12 protein-coding genes, 1 tRNA gene and 1 pseudogene are annotated in these 15,145 nt (G+C 68.8%); 5 read left to right on the top strand and 9 right to left on the bottom strand.

The window, feature by feature from the left end:
- The first annotated feature begins 110 nt into the window (after positions 1–110).
- The gene (locus AC2W7K_RS15435; protein WP_486006365.1) at positions 111–599 is read left to right on the top strand and encodes a M48 metallopeptidase family protein; all 489 of its coding nucleotides are present in this window, start codon (positions 111–113) and stop codon (positions 597–599) included.
- Positions 600–603: 4 nt separating this feature from the next.
- Here the strand turns inward: AC2W7K_RS15435 and AC2W7K_RS15430 are convergent, their stop codons facing one another.
- Both AC2W7K_RS15430 and AC2W7K_RS15425 read right to left on the bottom strand, forming a co-directional pair.
- Positions 604–1,164 (bottom strand): NUDIX hydrolase, encoded by a 561-nt coding sequence (locus AC2W7K_RS15430; protein WP_344249782.1) that lies wholly within the window; start codon positions 1,162–1,164, stop codon positions 604–606.
- Entirely contained in the window at positions 1,165–2,757 is a 1,593-nt protein-coding gene (locus tag AC2W7K_RS15425; protein WP_344249780.1) for a zinc-dependent metalloprotease, read from the bottom strand.
- Between the two features lie 297 nt (positions 2,758–3,054).
- On the opposite strand from AC2W7K_RS15425, the gene AC2W7K_RS15420 reads away from it, so the two are divergent.
- On the top strand, positions 3,055–4,095 hold the full coding sequence (locus AC2W7K_RS15420; RefSeq protein ID WP_344249778.1) for a YlbL family protein: 1,041 nt from the start codon (positions 3,055–3,057) through the stop codon (positions 4,093–4,095).
- Positions 4,096–4,124: 29 nt separating this feature from the next.
- Positions 4,125–7,085: pseudogene (locus AC2W7K_RS15415) on the top strand (UPF0182 family membrane protein).
- A gap of 155 nt (positions 7,086–7,240) precedes the next feature.
- Here AC2W7K_RS15415 and AC2W7K_RS15410 read toward each other — a convergent pair.
- The gene (locus AC2W7K_RS15410; RefSeq protein WP_344249776.1) at positions 7,241–8,266 is read right to left on the bottom strand and encodes an ABC transporter substrate-binding protein; all 1,026 of its coding nucleotides are present in this window, start codon (positions 8,264–8,266) and stop codon (positions 7,241–7,243) included.
- A gap of 86 nt (positions 8,267–8,352) precedes the next feature.
- Positions 8,353–8,429 (bottom strand) — tRNA-Met (locus AC2W7K_RS15405).
- Positions 8,430–8,645: 216 nt separating this feature from the next.
- Here AC2W7K_RS15405 and AC2W7K_RS15400 point away from each other — a divergent pair.
- Entirely contained in the window at positions 8,646–9,194 is a 549-nt protein-coding gene (locus tag AC2W7K_RS15400; protein ID WP_211977782.1) for a YceI family protein, read from the top strand.
- Between the two features lie 210 nt (positions 9,195–9,404).
- Here AC2W7K_RS15400 and AC2W7K_RS15395 read toward each other — a convergent pair whose 3' ends face one another.
- From AC2W7K_RS15395 to AC2W7K_RS15375, 5 genes are read right to left on the bottom strand one after another with little or no spacing between them, the layout of a single operon-like run.
- On the bottom strand, positions 9,405–10,685 hold the full coding sequence (locus tag AC2W7K_RS15395; RefSeq protein WP_486006364.1) for an aminotransferase class I/II-fold pyridoxal phosphate-dependent enzyme: 1,281 nt from the start codon (positions 10,683–10,685) through the stop codon (positions 9,405–9,407).
- Between the two features lies 1 nt (position 10,686).
- On the bottom strand, positions 10,687–11,475 hold the full coding sequence (gene hisN, locus AC2W7K_RS15390; protein WP_344249771.1) for a histidinol-phosphatase: 789 nt from the start codon (positions 11,473–11,475) through the stop codon (positions 10,687–10,689).
- A gap of 9 nt (positions 11,476–11,484) precedes the next feature.
- A complete protein-coding gene (gene rsgA / locus AC2W7K_RS15385; RefSeq protein WP_344249768.1) occupies positions 11,485–12,504 on the bottom strand; it encodes a ribosome small subunit-dependent GTPase A in 1,020 nt (339 codons plus the stop codon).
- A gap of 1 nt (position 12,505) precedes the next feature.
- A complete protein-coding gene (aroA, locus tag AC2W7K_RS15380) occupies positions 12,506–13,819 on the bottom strand; it encodes a 3-phosphoshikimate 1-carboxyvinyltransferase (protein WP_425546716.1) in 1,314 nt (437 codons plus the stop codon).
- Positions 13,806–14,303, bottom strand: coding sequence for a DoxX family protein (locus AC2W7K_RS15375; RefSeq protein WP_137827017.1), 498 nt, complete (start codon positions 14,301–14,303; stop codon positions 13,806–13,808). Before AC2W7K_RS15375 ends, aroA begins: the two co-directional genes overlap by 14 nt.
- Positions 14,304–14,524: 221 nt before the next feature.
- Here AC2W7K_RS15375 and AC2W7K_RS15370 point away from each other — a divergent pair, with 221 nt between their 5' ends.
- A complete protein-coding gene (locus tag AC2W7K_RS15370; RefSeq protein ID WP_137827018.1) occupies positions 14,525–15,139 on the top strand; it encodes a sigma-70 family RNA polymerase sigma factor in 615 nt (204 codons plus the stop codon).
- Positions 15,140–15,145 lie beyond the last annotated feature (6 nt).

Raw genomic sequence — 15,145 nt, 5'->3', positions numbered from 1 at the left:
GAAACTCACAAGTAATCTCGTGTCCGTGGCGTTTCCTATCATGGTGGGATGACTGAGCGGGAGCGGTGGACGGAAGACGGCGTGCTGCGGGCGATCGCCGGGGAGAGATCGTGGTGCGCCGCTCGGCGCGACGGAAGAAGACGATCGCGGTGTCGAAGGAGATCGACACGTACGTGCTCAGCGCGCCGACGCGCTACAGCGTCGAGTCGAACATCGCCTCCCTCACCGACCTCTTCAATCGGCTGGCGGCGAAGGACCATTCCTCGGCCGCCGACCTCGCGGAGATCGCCGAGGAGCTCAGCCGCCGGTACTTCGGCGGGCGACTGCGTCCTGCCTCGATCAGGTGGGTGACGAACCAGAACCTCAGCCGGTGGGCCTCGACGACGACGTCATCGGGGGACATCCGGATCTCCCACCGCCTGCAGTCCGTGCCGCGCTGGGTCCTCGAGACCGTCATCGTCCACGAGCTCGCCCACCTGCAGATCGGGCCGCACTCGAAGGAGTTCCATGCTCTCGCCGACCGGCATCCGCGGCAGGCGGAGGCGAAGCTCTACCTCGACGGCTTCAGCGCAGGGGAGCGGTTCAGCCGCGGCCGGTGATCACTCAGCGGCCGTCTGCGGCGTGGGCCGCGACGGTCGCGCGGTAGAGCTGGGGCAGCCGGGTGACGAGGTCGGGCATGAGGGCGGCGGGCAGCCCGGCGATGGGGAACCACGCGACGTCGAGTGACTCAGCGGAGACGGCCGGGTTCTGCTCGGCCGAGGCGACGGCGCCGTAGACGACGTCGAAGTGCCGCCGGCACGTGCCGAAATCACCGGCGAGATCGTGGACGTGGAGCTCGAGCGGGGCAGGGGAGACCCACCGGAACCGCTCGAGGCCGCTCTCCTCGGTCGCCTCCCGCCGGGCGGCGTCGCGCAGGCTGACATCGCCGGATTCGAGATGGCCGCCGAACTGCATCCAGGCGCCGGCCCGCCGGTGATGGTTGAGCAGGACCGCCTCGGTGTCGGGGTCGACGACGAGGCAGCTCGCGGTGACGTGCTCGCTCGTGCCCGCGCGCACGAGCGCCGAGGCGCCGCGGGACTCGAAGAGCCCGGCGAACGCCTCGGCGAATCCACTCGTGTGCGCGGTGTGCGCGACCTCGTCACGCGCCGTGGAGAGCGCGATCATTCACTTCTCGTCGCGGTCGGTGTCGTTGGTCCCCTTGGGCCCGGGGCCGTCGGAGTCCGCGTCGGATCCCTCCTCGGCCTCGGAGGACGCTTCCCGCTTCGACGCGGACGTGTCATCCGTCTCCTCATCACTCGACGTCGGGTCCGCCGAGGCGGCGGAGCCGGCTGCCGAGGAGTCGGTGCCGGCTTCCTCCTGCGAGTCGGAGTTCGTGCCTGCTCCCGTGCCCGCCTCACCGGCCGACGACGGGGTCGCACCGGACGCGCCGTCGGTGCCTTCGGCGAGGATGCGACTGAGCGCCTCGTCGAGCGTCGAGTCGCCCGCCCATTCGGCCTGACGGCGTTCGCTGTAGCCGAGCGGATCGTCGAGGTCCTCGGTCGTCGGCAGCAGGTCGGGGTGGGTGAAGACGTTGTCGCGCGCCTCGGCGCCGCCCTGCGATTCGAGGTAGGCGAAGAGAGCGGCGGCATCGCGGAGCCGACGCGGGTTGAGCTGAAGGCCCACGAGCGTCGAGAAGGTCTTCTCCGCCGGTCCGGCCGTCGCCCGTCGCCTCCGCAGCGCTTCGCGGATCTGCTCGCGGGCCGGCAGCTTGTCGCTCGCGGCGAAGACGACGACGTCGACCCAGCCGGCGATGACGGCGAGGAGGTTCTCCAGCGTCGTCAGCGCCCGCTTCTGCTCATCGGTCGTCGGCGGATTGAAGAGTCCCTGGCGGATGTTGTCGCTGAGATCGGAGATGTTCGACGGATCGATCGACGAGGCCATCTCCTCGATCTGCGAGGTGTCGACCTTGAGCCCCTGCGCATACCTCGTCAGCGCGGTCTCCACCTGGGCGGCGAGCCACGGGGCGCGTTCGAAGAGGGCGAGATGGGCGAGCTCCTGGGCGGCGAGGTAGATGCGGACCTGGGAGATGTCGACGTCGATCTCCTCGGCGAAGGCGGCGATGTTCGCCTCGACGAGCACGGCCTGATCGTGGGGGAGGAGGGGCAGGCCCACCTCGGTGCCGGTCAGGACGCTCTCCGACAGGGCGCCGACGGCCTGGCCGATCTGCATCGCGAACATCGAATCGCTCATCGTCGAGAACATCGACGAGGCACCGGCGAGGATGCTCTTCATCTCCTCGGGCACCTGCGTCTGCAGGGTGTCGGTGAGCGCCGTCGACATGTTCTCCTTGATCGGGAGGACGAACTTCTGCCACCCGGGCATCGTCCGCTTGACCCAGTCGGCGCGGGTCAGGGTCGCAGTTGCGCGGTTGGCCACGGACAGGTCGGTCGCCTCGGCGAGCCAGAGTTCGGAGAGGCGGAACGCATCCGTCGCGGCATGCGCGGCGTCATCGCTGACCGCGGGATCCGGCGAGGGCACGCTGCGCAGCGCGATCTGCGTCGCCTGCGCGCTCGGGTCGGCTCCCTGGCCGAAGAGACCCTGCATCTGGCTCATGATCGTCGCCATCATCGCCGGGTCGATGTTGAAACCCTGCGGACCGGAGGCGCCCTGGCCGGGACCGCCCGGATTGCCGGGACCGCCCTGGCCGAAGAGCATTCCGAAGATCTGCTCGAACGGGTTCTGCTCGTTGCTGTTGTCGTTGGACTTGTCGTCGCTCATGGTCTCACGCGCCTTCGAGAATCGTAGTCATCACCACGTTAACCTCGGGACATGTGCGAAGCTTCCCAATCGCGCGAAGTTTCGCTCCATGTTCGCACCCGGCGAAAGGGGTGCGTGTTCGCACCGGGCGTAAGGAGTCTGAGAAGTCGCGCGTCGCCTTTCAACTAGACTGGTGACGCGGTGCACCGAAAGGAATCCATGTCAGAGAATGCCCCCCGAGCGGTGCCTGTCCAGGCACCCGCCCCACGGAGCCGATCCCGTCGACGCTCGCCCCGTTTCGCCACCTCGGCGGGGGTCATGACCTACCTGCTCATCGCGCTGGCCGTGCTCATCCCGATTCCCTACATGCTGCAGCTGCCCGGGCCGGTGTTCAACACCCTCGGCGACTACCAGGGCAAGCCCATGATCAGCGTCTCCGGTGCCCAGACCTACCCGACGAGCGGTGAGATCGACATGCTCACAGTGGCCGTCAGCGGCGGTCCCGGTCGCGACACGTACGCGACCCAGGCCCTCGGCGCGCTCATCGACGGTCAGGAGACGGTCGTGCCCACCGAGGCCTACTACCCGCTCGACACGACGCGCGAGCAGGTCACCGAGGCGAACACGGTGGAGATGACATCGAGTCAGGACGTCGCCGTCGCCGCGGCCATGGGCGAACTCGACATGCCCTACACCGTCGACCTCCTCGTCGACGAGGTCACGCCCGGGTCCCCGGCCGAGGGCAAGCTGAACAAGGGCGACCGTCTCGTCTCCGTCAACGGGACCTCGCTCGAGAACGACTCGGCGGCGCCTGCGACGATGAGCACGACCGTACAGGACTCCGACACCGTCGATCTCGTCGTCGAGCGCGACGGCTCCGAGGTCGATCTCAGCCTCGACCCGGCGACCATCGACGGTCGCAATGCCATCGGCATCATGATGCGGCAGCAGTTCGACTTCCCGGTCGACGTGTCCTTCAACGTCGAGGGGATCGGCGGGCCCTCGGCCGGGACGATGTTCGCCCTGGCGATCGTCGACGAACTCACCCCCGGCTCGATGACCGGCGGCAAGCACGTCGCCGGCACCGGCGAGATCGATCCCGCCGGCACCGTCGGCCCCATCGGCGGGGCCCGGCAGAAGGTCGCCGCCGCCACCGCGAAGGGCGCCACGCTCTTCCTCTCACCCGCCGAGAACTGCGCCGAGGTGATCGGGGCCGCCGATCAGTCGCAGATCACCGTCGCCCGCATCGACACCCTCGACGACGCCCGCTCCGCCGTCGAAAGCTATGCCACCGGAGACACGTCCCAGCTGAAGTCGTGCACGTCCGGTGACACCACCAACGAGAAAGGTCAGCAGTGAGCACCACGTCCTCACCCTCCTCCGCGAAGATGCCCGGATCAGGATCACGGCGGTCGCCACTGCTGCTGACACTGGTGTCGGTGGCGATCCTCCTCGTCGCCTTCATCGCGTTCACCCAGGTCTACACCGAGGTCCTGTGGTTCGGTCAGCTCGGCGCCTCCGAGGTCTTCCGCACGATGTGGTTCACCCGCGGCATCACGTTCGCCGCCGGCTTCCTCGTCATGGCCGTGCCGGTGTGGCTGAGCCTCCACCTGGCCTACCGCAACCGTCCCGTCTACGCCCCCACGACACCGCGGCAGGAGAACCTCGACCGCTACCGTGAGGCCATCGAACCCCTGCGTCGGTCGCGACCTGGCGATCCCCGCCGTCGTCGGCATCCTCGCCGGCATCACCGCCTCGGCGCAGTGGAACGTCGTCCTCGAATGGATGAACGCGTCGTCCTTCGGGGAGACCGATCCGCAGTTCGGCATCGACAAGTCCTTCTATGTCTTCGTGCTGCCCGGTCTGCGCCTCGTCGGCGATCAGCTCGGGATGGCGCTCGTCCTCTCGCTCATCGCCGCCCTCGTCGCTCACTACCTCTTCGGCGGCATCCGGCCCGGCGAGCAGCGCGGGGTCATCCTGACGAAGACCGCGCAGTGGCAGATCGGCATCACCGTGGCTCTGCTCGTCCTCGTCCAGGCGGGACGTCTCTGGCTGAGCCGCTACGACCGGCTCACCGGGTCCGGCGGCATCGTGCCCGGCGCGACCTACGTCGACGACCGGGCGGCGCTGCCGGCGATGGCGATCGTCGCGATCGCGGCGGTGCTCGTCGCGCTCCTCTTCGTCTACACCGCGTGGAAGGGCAACTGGCGGATCTCGATCATCGCCACCCTCACCCTCCTCGTCCTCGGCGGTGTGTCGATCATCGCCTACCCGGCGCTCCTGCAGCAGTTCCAGGTCAACCCCTCGCAGCAGAGCCTCGAGTCCGAGTACATCCAGCGCAACATCGACGCCACCCGTGAGGCCTTCGACTTCAACGACATCGAGGTGACCCCGTACGAGCCGAGCACGAGCGGCGAAGCGGGCGCCCTGCGCGCCGATGCCGAGACCGCGGCCTCGATCCGTCTGCTCGATCCCAACCTCGTCTCCGACACCTTCCGCCAGCTGCAGCAGGTCCGGCCCTACTACTCGTTCCCCGCGCAGCTCGACGTCGACCGGTACAACATCGACGGGCAGATGCGCGACACCGTCATCGCGGTGCGCGAGCTCAGCCCGAGTTCGGTGAACAACCAGAGCTGGTACAACCGGGCGATCGTCTACACGCACGGCTTCGGTGTCGTCGCCGCCAACGGCAACCAGCGCAACCCCGACGGCGAGCCGACGTTCATGGAGTCCGACATTCCGCCGCGCGGTGACTTCCCCGAGTACGAGCCCCGCGTGTACTTCGGTGAGAGCTCCCCGGAGTACTCGATCGTCGGCGGCCCGGAGGGGTCGACCCCGCGCGAACTCGACTACCCGTCCGATGAGGACAGCGGCTCCGGTCAGGTCAACAACACCTTCCAGGGCGACGGCGGCCCGTCGGTCGGCAGCATCTTCAACCGCCTCGCCTACGCCCTGAAGTACCAGGACGAGCAGATCCTCCTCTCCGACGCGGTCAACGCCGATTCGCAGATCCTCTACGAACGCCACCCGCGCTCGCGTGTGGAGAAGCTCGCCCCGTTCCTCAAGATCGACGGCGACCCCTACCCGGCGGTCGTCGACGGGAAGATCAAGTGGATCCTCGACGGCTACACGACGGCGAAGGACTACCCGTATTCGACCCCGCAGCCCCTCCAGGAGGCGACCGAGGACTCGACGACCGCCTCGGCGCCGGGAACCGTGGCCACCCTGCCGGACGAAGAGGTCAACTACATCCGGAACTCCGTGAAGATCACCGTCGACGCCTACGACGGTTCGGTCGACATGTACCAGTGGGATGAGAACGATCCCGTGCTCAAGACGTGGATGAAGATCTTCCCGGGCCTCATCAAGCCGCCTCGGACATGTCCGGTGACCTCATGAGCCATGTGCGGTACCCGGAGGACCTCTTCAAGGTCCAGCGTGAGCTGCTCACCCGCTACCACGTGACCTCGGCCAGCGAGTTCTACACCGGCCAGGACTTCTGGGCCCTGCCGACCGATCCGACGCGCCGGGCCAACAGCGGACTGACCCAGCCGCCGTTCTACATGACTCTGCAGATGCCGGGTCAGGAATCCCCGTCGTTCTCGCTCACCAGCTCCTACATCCCCGCGCAGTCCTCGGAGGGCCAGTCGCGGAACAACCTCACGGGCTTCCTGTCCGCGGATGCGGATGCGGGGTCGACGCCGGGTGACATCGCGGAGAGCTACGGCAAGCTCAGGCTCCTCCAGCTGCCGCGCAACACCACTGTGCCCGGTCCCGGTCAGGCGCAGAACAACTTCAACACCGCCCCTGATGTCCAGCGCAGCCTCAACCTGCTGCGGCAGGGTGAGTCGCAGGTCCAGAACGGCAACCTGCTCACGCTTCCGCTCGGCGGCGGTCTGCTCTACGTCCAGCCGGTCTACGTCCGGTCAGCCGGTGACACGTCCTACCCGCTGCTCCAGCACGTGCTCGTCGCCTTCGGTGAGAACATCGGGTTCGCCCCGACCCTCGACGAGGCGCTCGACCAGGTGTTCGGCGGTGACTCCGGCGCCCAGGCCGGTGACGCCGGCACCGAGGGCGGAGGCGGGACCTCCGGCTCCTCGGGCGGCGACGGCGGCGGTGGCGGACAGCCCGCCGACCAGGGCCTCAACGAAGCCCTGCAGGAGGCGCGCCAGGCGATGGAGGACTCCGACGCCGCGCTCAAGGCCGGAGACTTCGAGGCCTACGGCAAGGCTCAGGACCGCCTCAAGCAGGCGATCGACGATGCGATCGCCGCCGATCCCTCGCTCGCCGAGGACGGCGGGGCGACGGCACCGCCCGAATCGCCGGCACCCGATCAGGGAGGCAACTGACCCGACGCGGGAGTGAGCCCGCAGCTCGGCTGACACGACGCCCCGGAAGGAGACATCCTTCCGGGGCCGTCGTCGTCGGGGGACCGGCTTCGGGGGACCGGCTGCGCGGACCGCTGCCGCGCGGAACCGGTTGGGAGAACCGGCTGCGGGGACCGCTACTGTGCGAGGTATCGGTCGAGATCCTCGACGACCTGCTTGGCCCCGATCGGCCCGAGTCCGAGGAACCACACGTCGTCATCGACGCGGTAGGCTCTGCCGTCCCTGACCGCCGGCAGGTTCGTCCACTGGCTCGTCTGCAGCGCCTCGGTCTCCCCGGTGGCGCCGGGTTCGCCGTAGCTCGAGTAGAAGATGACGTCACCGTCGGCCTCGTCGAGCTTCTCGGGGGAGATCTCGACGGCGAGATCATCGACGTTCTGGGTCTCGGGACGCGCGAGGCCGGCATCGGCGAGGATGACGCCGATGAGAGAGGCATTGCCGTAGAGGCGCAGCTTCCCGGGCATGAACCGGACGAGGGAGATCGTCGGATCGCCGGTCACGGAATCGCCCAGGGCCTTGACCTCACGTCCGTACTCGTTGAGCTCGGCCGTCGCCTCCTCTTCGAGGCCGAGGGCGTCGCCGACGAGGAGGAAGTTCTCCTTCCACGGGAACCCGGGGCGGATGGAGAAGACCGTCGGCGCGATCGCCTCGAGCTCGTCGTAGAGCTTCTCCGCACGCAGCTGGCTGCCGAGGATGAGGTCCGGTTCGAGCGAGGCGATCTTCTCGAGGTCGAGTTCGCTGATCGTTCCGACGGTCTCCACGCCCTGCGTCTCCTCGGCGAGGTAGGAGGGGACGGGCTGTGCGCCTTCGGTCGTCACCATGCCCACCGGGGTGATGCCGAGGGCGAGGACATCATCGAGTTCTCCGGTGTCGAGGACGACGACGCGTTCGGGCCGCTTCTCGATCTCCGTGGTGCCGAGCGCATGGTCGACGGTGCGCGGGAACTCGCCGGGCGCGGCGTCGCTGCCGAGTGCGGCGGTCTTCTCATCGGCGGTGCCGAACTCCTTGCCGCCCGCTGCGACGTCGGTGCTGCCGGCGGAGTCGCCCGCGGAATCGTCGGCCGCCGCGCAGCCGGAGGCGAGGAGGGTCAGAGTGAGCAGAGCGGCCGCAGCGGAGAGCGCGCGGGAAGGCTTGGAAGTTTTCACCAGGTTAGTCTAACCTCACCTTGCCGGGGCGTGCGTGAATGAGAAGAACCCCCAGCCAGATGAACTGACTGGGGGTTCTGCCACTGTGGTGGCGGGGGGAGGATTTGAACCTCCGACCTCCGGGTTATGAGCCCGGCGAGCTACCGAACTGCTCCACCCCGCGGCGTGGTCTCAACATTACACGAGCGTAATTCCTGCGCAAAATTCTCGTCGCGTGACCTTTGCCACAAGGTAACCTTGGGTTCACTCGTCCGCCCGAGGGTGAGGGGAGGTCTGCGGGGTCGCACACGCTGCGGCGCGCAGAGCTTGCATGTAGTTGAAAACTGAACTATAGTCATCCGCGTACTTCAAATTTCAACCATAAGGAGAAGCAGAGATCATGACCGCACTTCCCAAGGGACTCACCGCCGGCACCTGGAACATCGATCCGAACCACTCCGAGTTCACCTTCACCGCCCGCCACGCCGGCGTGTCGAAGGTCCGCGGCAACTTCGAGGACATCTCCGGCACCGTCGAGGTCGGCGACTCCCTCGAGGACAGCTCGGTGACCGCCGAGGCCGTCGTCGAGTCGATCAACACCCGCAACGAGCAGCGCGACCAGCACCTGAAGACGAGCGACTTCTTCGCCGCCGACGAGCACCCGAAGCTCACCTTCAAGTCGACCGGAGTCAAGGCCGAATCGGGCGAGGACTTCGAGCTCGAAGGCGAACTGACGATGCGCGGCGTGACCAAGCAGGTCGCGTTCGACAGCGAGTTCCACGGTGTCGCAACCGACCCGATGGGCAACGAGGTGGCCGGTCTCACGGCGTCGGCGACCGTCGACCGCAAGGAGTTCGGCATGGAGTTCTCGGCCGTCCTCGGCGGTGGCGAGCTCCTCGTCTCCGACAAGATCAAGATCGTCCTCGACCTCGAGCTGACGAAGGCCTGATCGCTGCCTGCGACAGTGCCGACCGCATGACGAAGGCGGACCGCTGAGGCGGTCCGCCTTCGTCATGTCTCCGCGTCCGTCGTGTCCGAGACCGGTGAGGGGACATCGAGGGCCGAAGCGCTGACCACGCCGCTGCGACCCTCCACCGGCGGACGGTAGCTGGACAATGACGGCAGAACTGCCGGGCGGCCGGACGAGGGAACTTGCGCGTCAACGGCGGCGCAGCAGGTCCGGATCCGTCCGGAGCGCCTCGGCCAGCAGGGCGATGCGCCGGGCACCCTCGTCGACGTCGGTCGGGGACTTGCAGAACGAATACCGGATCGCACTGCGGTACGTCTGTGCGGCAGTCGATCCCGGCCGGCAGAGCGCCGGCACGGGGATGCCGACGACCCCGTGCTCCCGAGCGAGCAGTTCATTGAGCGCGAACGCATCGAGTTCGGTGAGCGCGGCGAAGTCGACGACCGTGAAGTACCCGGCCGCCGGAATCGACACGGCAGCGCCCGGCACGCTCGCACATGCGGGAACGAGCACCTCGGCGCGGGCCCGCAGCGATTCCCGATTCACAGCTGTGAACCCGCTGCCGGACTCGAGGACGCGAGCGAGGCCGATCTGCATCGGCCCGCCCCCGGTGAAGGTGAGGAACTGCTTGACCGCCTGGATCGCCTCCCGCACCGGCCTCTCGGCGATGACCCAGCCGAGCTTCCACCCGGTGATGTTCCAGCTCTTGCCCGCCGAGGAGACGGTGACGACACGGGCCGGATCGCTCACCGCGACGGCCGGGGGAACATGGTCGGAGGGGGCGAGGATGAGCTCCTCGTAGACCTCATCGGTGAGGACCCACGCATCCGCAGCCGTCGCCGCATCCCCGATGCGCGCGAGGTCATCCGCTGAGAAGACGAAGCCGGTCGGGTTGTGGGGCGTGTTGACGATGATGAGGGAGACCGGGGGAGCGGAGGTCATGACGCGGTCGAACTCCTCCCAATCGGGGTGGAATCCACCGGTCCCATCAGGGAGGATGGGCACCGTCGAGAGCACTCCGCCGGCCGCGGCGACGGCCGCAGGATACCCGTCGTAGAACGGCTCGAACGTCACGACACGGCCCGCGGGGACGAGGGCGAGCACCGCCGCCGTCAGCCCCTCGGTCGCTCCGCAGGTGATGAGCACGTCAGCGGGGTCGACCGCCTGACCGAAGTCCCGGGCCCGCTGTGCGGCGACGGCCTCCCGCAGAACCGGGTGGCCCTGGCCGGGGGCGTACTGGTTGATCCCCTCGTCCATCGCCGCGGTCGTGGCGGCGATGAGCTCCGGGGGAGCGTCGGTGCCCGGCGCTCCCTGGCCGAGGTTGACCGCCCCGGTGGCTGTCGCCAGCGCCGTCATCTGGCCGTAGATCGTCTCGGCGATCGCGCCGTCGCTGCCGATGAGGCCGGCGGCTGCGGCCATTTCCCGCCACAGCGGCGCACGGTCGAGGTTCGGCCTCGTCCGATCCCGGTCCATGTCAGAATCCCTCCGGAGCCACGCGGCCGAGGGCGTCGAGGACGGTCTCGTGGAGGAGGCCGTTCGTTGCGACCGCATTGCCGCCGAACGGTCCCGTCACGCCCGTCGTGCTCGTGAAGGTGCCGCCGGCTTCGCTGACGATCGGGACGAGCGCTCCCATGTCGTAGAGCGCGAGCTCGGGTTCGCACGCGATGTCGACCGCGCCCTCGGCGACGAGCATATAGGAGAGGAAGTCCCCGTATCCGCGGGTGCGCCACAGCCGGTCGGTCAGTGCGATGAATTCCTCGCGGACACCGAGGTCGCGCCAGCCGCCCAGGGAAGCGAAGGAAAGAGACGCATCGGCGAGGTCCCCGACCTCGGAGACCGTGATGCGACGGGCCGGGCCCCCGATCGCCGAGGCGAAGGCCCCCGCGCCCGCGGCCGCCCACCACCGCCTGCCGAGCGCCGGAGCCGAGACGACGCCGACGAGCGGAGTCTCCCCGTCGTAGAGGGAGATGAGCGTCGCCCATACGGGCACCCCGCGCACATAGTTCTTCGTGCCGTCGATGGGATCGATGATCCAGCGGCGTGAGGAGGTCCCGTGCGACCCGAACTCCTCACCGAGGACGCTGTCGTCGGGCCGGGTCAGGCGCAGGCGGTCGACGATCGCCTCTTCGACGGCCCGATCGCATTCGGTGACGGGGGTGAGGTCCGGTTTCGTCTCGACTGTGAAGTCGGCGGCGACGAAGCGGGAGAGGCTCAGGGAGTCAGCGAGGTCGGCGAGGTCGAGTGCGAGGTCGAGGTCGTTCATCCCTCCACTCTAGCCAGCGTTCGACAGCAGCCGGCGCAGCGACTCCAGCCGTGAGACCCCGCCCGGCCCGGCCCGGCCCTCGGCCACCCATGAGTCGAGGCGGCATCCAGGGGCGTCGGCGAGATGGGTGCAGCCGCGCGGGCACTCGGTGGTCGCCTCGGTGAGCTCCGGGAACGCCGCGATGAGACCGTCGCGGTCGACGTGGGCGAGTCCGAAGCTGCGCACGCCGGGGGTGTCGATGAGCCAGCCGCCGGTCGTCAGGGGCAGGCACACGGCCGACGACGACGTGTGCCGACCACGGCCGGTGACGTCGTTGACGTGGCCGGTGGCGCGATCAGCGGCGGGCACGAGCGCGTTCGTCAGCGTCGATTTGCCGACCCCGGAATGGCCGACGAGGACGCTGATGTGATCGGCGAGGCGACCGGCGACGGCGTCATCGGAGAGCGTGCCGTCCTCGCGCAGCCCCGAGGAGACGATGTCGACGTCGGCCATCGAGAAGCGGCGCTCGATGTCCTCAGCGGGGGCGAGGTCGGTCTTCGTCACGACGATGAGCGGAGTGATCCCCGCATCGATCGCCGCGGCCAGAGCGCGGTCGATGAGGCCGTAGGAAGGCTCGGGATCGACCGTGGCGGTGACGATGCCCATGATGTCGACGTTGGCGACGATGACGCGCTCGGTCGGGTCGGTGTCGTCGGCGCTGCGGCGCAGCAGGGTGCGGCGCGGGGTGATCTCGACGAGGCGCGCGAGCGTGCCCTCGTCGCCCGAGGTGTCGCCGACGACCTTGACGATGTCACCGGGCACGACGGCCTGACGGCGCAGATGCGATGCCCGCACAGCGGTGACGGCCCGGCCGTCCTCGGGAAAGGCGCCGGTGTCGTCGGCCAGGACGATCCGGTAGCGTCCCCGGTCGACGGCGGTGACGAGGCCGAGCGCCGCGGAGTCGTGGCTCGGACGGTTCTTCGTCCGCGGCCGCGACCCTTTGCGGTTGGGCCGCGGACGATAGTCCTCGTCACGGAAGATGCGCGCCATCTCAGGCCCCGTGGCCCAGCATGTCCTCCCACAGGAGGGTGAACTCCGGCAGCGTCTTCGCCACGGTGCCGGCATTCTCGATGACGATGCCCTCGGCGACGAGCGCGAGGACGGCCCCGGCCATGACCATGCGGTGGTCGTGGTACGTGTGCCAGGTGCCCGCACCCGGGCGGGCGCCCGTGATCGTCAGCGCCGCGGGCTCCTCGTCGACTCCCACGCCGAGGGCGGTGAGCTCCCGGGTCAGCGCCGCGAGCCGGTCGGTCTCATGGCCGCGCAGATGCCCGATCCCGGACAGGTGCGAGGTGCCGGGGGCCAGTGCGGCGACAGCGGCGACGACCGGGGTGAGCTCGCCGACGGCGGAGAGATCGAGATCGACCGGGCGCAGGCGATGCGGCCCGCGCACCCGCAGACCGTGCCGATCGAGGTCGACGGCGGCGCCGAACGCCTCGGCGATGCGGCGGAAATCATCACCGGCCTGGGTCGTGTGCGCCGGCCACCCGGTGATCGTCACCTCACCGCCGGTGACGAGGGCAGCGGCGAGGAAGGCCGCCGCATTCGACAGATCCGGTTCGACGACGACGTCGAGACCGCGCGGCAGGCCGGGTTCGACGACCCAGTGCTCGTCCTCGGGTTCGCTGACGTCGACGCCGGCATCGGCGAGGACCTCCAGCGTCATGTCGATGTGAGGGCGGCTCGGCACGGCCTGCCCGGTGTTGCGCAGCTCGAGTCCCAGCGGCATCGCCGGAGCCGCGAGCAGGAGGCCGGAGACGAACTGGCTCGACGCGCCCGCGGCGATCTCGAGGTGACCGCCGCGCAGAGCGGAACCGGCATGGATCGTCAGCGGCAGCGAGTCTCCGGTCGCAGTGATGTCCGCGCCGAGGCGGGTGAGCGAATCGATCGTCACGCCCATCGGCCGCACCCTGGCCTGCTCGTCGCCGTCGATGACGACCTCACGACCGGTGGCCGCCGCGATCGGGGGCACGAAGCGCATGACGGTGCCGGCCAGGCCGCAGTCGACGACCGCAGGCCCGGCATCGGCCGCGGCGGAGAAGTCGATGGGAGTCACGTGGAGCGCCCCGTCGACCTCGGTGATCTGCGCGCCGAGGCTGCCGAGCGCGGCGATCATCAGCTGCGTGTCCCGGCTGGCGAGCCAGCCGCGGATCACGGAGTCGGACTCCGCGAGCGCGGCGAGGACGAGGTAGCGGTTGGTCAGCGACTTCGAACCGGGGACCGTGACGACGGCGCTGACCGCGTCGGGCGCCCGCGGCGGACGCCAGTCACCGGTGACGGGCAGGGGAGGCTCAGTCGACGCCAAGGGCACTCATTGCCTGCTTCGACGTGTTCTCGACCGAGGACCAGAGGTCCTCGGCGGCATGCTGCGTGCGCCACCACAGGCCCGGCTTGCCGTCGGTGTCGACGCTGGCGAGCAGCGCGCCGCCGAGCATCGAGGTGCGGGTGAGGGTGCGTTCGAGGCGCTCGCGCTTCTCCTCCTTCGACGTCGCCTTCTCCGCGGCGATGCGCTCACCGATGGTGTCGAGCAGGTAGGTGCCGACGAGCACCGAGGCGCTGAGCCGGGGGAAGCGTCCGATCGCCAGCAGCGAGCCGGCGGCGACCTGGGCGGCACCGGTGGCTCGCGCGACCGTCGTGGCGTCGAAGGGGATGTCGACGCGCTTGCGCGCCTGGGCGAGCAGTGGGCCGATCGAGGCGGTGGCCGCTTCGGGGTGCCGGAGACGGCTGATGCCGTTGCTGATGTAGCCGGCGGCGAGCATGGGACGGGCGATGAGACGAATGGGAGACACAGGGTTCCTTTCTGCGACTGTTGTCGGGCATCTCACCCGCAAGCATAGCCGCTGTCGGGGAATATCGGGACAGCGCCGAAACGTTGACACGACACTGTGAATGACCGGTCGAGCGCCGCGGCCCACCAGGGGTCCGCGGGTGCTGTCACACAGGCCGGGTGAGGAGGACTTTCGTGAGTGCCACTGCCGTGTTGGAGAGAACGGGCGTACCATTGTCGGTGATGACCGAATCAGTCAAAGAAGTCGACGAAACCGAGGCCGAGCGCTCGGCCCGCTTCGAGCGCGACGCTCTCGAATACCTCAACCAGCTCTACGCCGCGGCCCTGAGGATGACACGGAATCCCGCCGATGCCGAAGACCTCGTGCAGGAGGCGTACGCGAAGGCCTACGCCGCCTTCCACCAGTACACTCCCGGCACGAACCTCAAGGCGTGGCTCTACCGGATCCTCACCAACACCTTCATCAACAACTACCGCAAGAAGCAGCGCCAGCCGCAGGAGCACGGCAGCGAGGACATCGAGGACTGGCAGATCGCCCAGGCCGCGAGCCACACCTCCTCCGAGGGACGCTCGGCCGAACTCGAAGCCCTCGACCACCTGCCCGACTCCGACATCAAGGACGCCCTCTCGGCGCTGCCCGAGGACTTCCGCATGGTCGTCTACTACGCCGATGTCGAAGGCCTGCCGTACAAGGAGATCGCGGAGATCATGGACACCCCGATCGGCACCGTGATGTCGCGCCTGCACCGCGGCCGCCGGCAGCTGCGCGAGATGCTCGCGGAATACGCCGCCGATCGCGGCTTCGGCACCAAGGACGCCGAGGGAGGTGCGAAGTGAACAACG

This window comes from Brevibacterium sp. LAARM2_SD2 (assembly GCF_057364785.1).
The sequence above is the reverse complement of the archived record's forward strand: the minus strand, read 5'-3'. Positions and strand labels throughout refer to the sequence as shown.

Excerpts from the sequence above, each read along its gene's own strand:
- AC2W7K_RS15400 (WP_211977782.1), top strand. The coding sequence starts at position 8,646 with ATGACCGCACTTCCCAAGGGACTCACCGCCGGCACCTGGAACATCGAT.
- rsgA (WP_344249768.1), bottom strand. The coding sequence starts at position 12,504 with ATGGCGCGCATCTTCCGTGACGAGGACTATCGTCCGCGGCCCAACCGC.
- AC2W7K_RS15395 (WP_486006364.1), bottom strand. The coding sequence starts at position 10,685 with ATGGACCGGGATCGGACGAGGCCGAACCTCGACCGTGCGCCGCTGTGG.
- AC2W7K_RS15430 (WP_344249782.1), bottom strand. The coding sequence starts at position 1,164 with ATGATCGCGCTCTCCACGGCGCGTGACGAGGTCGCGCACACCGCGCAC.
- AC2W7K_RS15370 (WP_137827018.1), top strand. The coding sequence starts at position 14,525 with ATGACCGAATCAGTCAAAGAAGTCGACGAAACCGAGGCCGAGCGCTCG.
- AC2W7K_RS15420 (WP_344249778.1), top strand. The coding sequence starts at position 3,055 with ATGACCTACCTGCTCATCGCGCTGGCCGTGCTCATCCCGATTCCCTAC.
- AC2W7K_RS15425 (WP_344249780.1), bottom strand. The coding sequence starts at position 2,757 with ATGAGCGACGACAAGTCCAACGACAACAGCAACGAGCAGAACCCGTTC.
- hisN (WP_344249771.1), bottom strand. The coding sequence starts at position 11,475 with ATGAACGACCTCGACCTCGCACTCGACCTCGCCGACCTCGCTGACTCC.